The sequence below is a fragment of the Flavobacterium sp. genome, from assembly GCF_043720215.1.
In the GTDB taxonomy this organism is placed as follows: Bacteria; Bacteroidota; Bacteroidia; order Flavobacteriales; family Flavobacteriaceae; genus Flavobacterium.
In genome coordinates, this window is record NZ_JAYSSZ010000205.1 from 1 (window position 1) to 3160 (window position 3160).

At 30.7% G+C, this 3160-nt stretch carries 3 protein-coding genes; 1 reads left to right on the top strand and 2 read right to left on the bottom strand.

The window, feature by feature from the left end; translation table 11 throughout:
* Positions 1–556 (top strand): acyltransferase family protein (locus ACHZC3_RS09475; RefSeq protein WP_394759622.1); only part of this gene is annotated, 556 nt, incomplete at its 5' end.
* Positions 557–578: 22 nt separating this feature from the next.
* Here ACHZC3_RS09475 and ACHZC3_RS09480 read toward each other — a convergent pair.
* Both ACHZC3_RS09480 and ACHZC3_RS09485 read right to left on the bottom strand, forming a co-directional pair.
* Positions 579–1628, bottom strand: coding sequence for an o-succinylbenzoate synthase (locus tag ACHZC3_RS09480; RefSeq protein ID WP_394759623.1), 1050 nt, complete (start codon positions 1626–1628; stop codon positions 579–581).
* A gap of 150 nt (positions 1629–1778) precedes the next feature.
* On the bottom strand, positions 1779–2972 hold the full coding sequence (locus ACHZC3_RS09485; RefSeq protein ID WP_394759624.1) for a tetratricopeptide repeat protein: 1194 nt from the start codon (positions 2970–2972) through the stop codon (positions 1779–1781).
* Between the last annotated feature and the right edge of the window lie 188 nt (positions 2973–3160).

The window sequence follows — 3160 nt, forward strand, 5'->3', positions numbered from 1 at the left end:
CAAACAAAAAATCAAATGGATACTAATTATGTCTTTTTTGACACTTCTTATCTCTAATATCTTCTTTTTAGAAGAAATAAGCAGTCACAGTTTTATACTTAATGGAAGAGATTTTACACTTTTGAGTATGTTTTTTATAACTGGATCTCTATTAGCCTCAATCAAAATTGAAGCTATGAATTATTCTAACTTAATGATTTTATTATGCGTTTTAGTTCTTACAATTTCGATAAAATATGATTTATATATTTATACACAATTCATATTTTTACCCTTATTAATTATACTTTTTGCTACAAAATCGACACCGATATTAAATAATATTGGAGAGAAATTCGGAGATTTATCATATGGAATTTACATATTTGGCTTTCCAATTGGTCAGACTTTAATACACTTTTTTAAGTTAAATCACATCCAACTTATATTTTATACAATTATTATTTCAGGTCTATTTGCCTATTTTTCTTGGCATTATATTGAAGTAAAAGCATTAAAATTAAAGAGTATAAATCCGTTAGATTTTATTCGAATTTACATTCAAAAACTAACTTAGATTACTATTAAAATTTAATTTTTTACTTCAAAAAATTATCAATATTCACATCCCATTTTGAGTTCGGATTGTAAAATAATTGTCCGCTTTTCACTTCTAAAGGACAATCGAAATTGTTCGTGAAAAGACCTCCAGTCCCTAAGCCTTGAGGCATTATATTTTGCTTCAAAAAAGTAAATTGCGCAATTGCATTTAGACCAATATTTGACTCTAACGCTGATGTAATCCACCAACCGATATTGTGTTTTTTGGCTAACAAAATCCACTCATTTGTCCCTCGAAAACCACCGATAAAACTAGGTTTCAAAATGATATATTTCGGCATGATTTTGAGTAATAAATCTTCTTTTTCATGATATGAAAACACTCCAATAAGCTCTTCGTCGAGCGCAATGTCAATTTTACTGTTTTTACATAGCTCTGACATACTGTCAGTATGATTTTTTTGTATCGGTTGCTCTATACTATGCAATTGATAACCAGCTATTTTATTCAATTTATTTAAAGCTTCAATTTCACTAAAAGCACCGTTAGCATCTACTCTAATTTCTATTTGATCTGGAGTGAAATTTTGACGAATATAGTACAATAATTCTAGTTCTTTATCAAAATCTATAGCACCTATTTTAAGTTTTATACATTTGAAACCTTGTACTATTTTCTCCTCGATTTGACGCTTCATATCTTGTGCCTCACCCATCCAAATTAAACCATTAATCGAAATGCTTTTTTTGCCAGAAGTAAAGTCTGAGGGAAACAACAAAAAAGGAGTTTCTGAAGCTAAAGACCGGAACGCCATTTCGACTCCAAACTGAATGGAAGGAAACTCAATTAACGATTCCCAAAGTGCTTTTTCTCCCAAGTGGATATGATCACAAACCCATTGCAATTTTTCTTCATAATCCGGTCTGTCATCGAAACTCAAACCACGTAAAATTCCGCACTCACCTATCCCCTTTTTTTCGTCTTTTTCTAGCACTAAAAACCACGTCTCTTTTTGGGTTAAAACTCCTCTTGAGGTCCCTGATGGTTTTTTGAAATCGAGAATATATTTGTGATACGTTGCTTTCAAAATATTTTAGATTTTTGAATTAATGAATTACTGAATTTATAATATTTAGCTAGTTTGTCATTCCGACGAAGGAGGAATCTCATAAATTAATTCTAAAAAAAAATATGAGATTCCTCCTTCGTTGGAATTGACAAAAAATATTGTTTTTACTTAATCAACTAATCTCAAAATTTTCTTGAAATTATCATTTGGTAAAATTGCTTTCTGGAATTTATCTAAATCATTGATGGTTTTATTTTTCCATGTTTGATTTATGGATACATTTTGTTCCTTGTACTTGTTATGAATTTCTCGAGATTCACTCATTTTATCTAAAAACATATACGTATGTGCTAGATTAAGTTGTACTAAAAGCTCGCTAGAATCTAAATTTTCTGCAATTTTGAGCGTTTTAAGCGCTTTTTCAAGTTGTTTGGTGTAAATATATAACTCACCTAAAGTATTGTAGTCTAAAACCGATGGTTTGCTTTTACTAATAATTTTATCATTCATTAATATAATTGCATCGTCATACTTTCCTTGTTTAGCTAAAGTTTTTGATTCTTGACGAATAATTTTATTATAAACTTCGATAGTATTTGTTTCTATCAATGCTCTATCTTCAAATTTATTTATTAAAGATAGTCTCTCTGTGTTTGATAGTTTTTGAAATACTGAAAATTTGTACTCATTTTGCAATTTTTCAATTATATTGAAACAAAAAGTGTCTGAATTGGGTAATCTTGATGCTATTTGGGTGGTTTTTATAAAATTAAGAGCCGTTTTTTTGTTGGTTTGACTCCATATTTTACTTGCTTTTATATCTACCCAAGGCACAATTTCGAGAATAATTTTTTGTCCTAAAATCCAATTCTTACTTTCGAAACCAAACAAAATAGTTTTAGAATCATCAAGTAAACAAGTAGATTTTTCAATCGAGATAACTTTTGCCTCTTTACTTATTGGATTATTCTGATACAAACATGATTTTTTTGTATCTCCTAATTTTATAAAATCTGTTGCTTTGTTATTGTCAGAAAAAATGGCATACGTACATTTATCTGTTCCTGAAATAGCGGAAGCTAGATCTATTGCTCCTCCAGTTCCTTTTCCTATAAAATATGGGTCTGGAATTGCTTTGAGCACTGATGATAAATCAGAAACCATTTTTTGGTTTTCGTCTAGTAAGGTAATTCTGTACACAAATTCTGTTGTTCCGTCCGGAAAATCTTCAGATTTGATTAAGATTCTTTCTCCTGCCGAAAGTTTTATTTCTTTGTTGGTTATTCGTTGATTATCCCAATAACCGTCTTGCGCAAATGATATACTTGTTAGGAAAAGAAATGCTATTTTGATTATTTTCATTGTTTTTGTTTTGTTTGTTGTAGCAATTTGAGTGCCAGTTTAAACATGAAGTTCACTAAGATCTACACGAAGTTCACTAAGATTGTTTTTAATAGGAATCCAGGCCCCTCGCTGAGCAGCTTGTTCGCTGACTGGCCGGGATCGAGGAGAAGGTCTGCATGGCTGCCCGCAATTCCGCCCCCCCGTCC

Coding starts and splice junctions, on each gene's coding strand:
- ACHZC3_RS09485 (WP_394759624.1), bottom strand. CDS start 2,972: ATGAAAATAATCAAAATAGCATTTCTTTTCCTAACAAGTATATCATTT.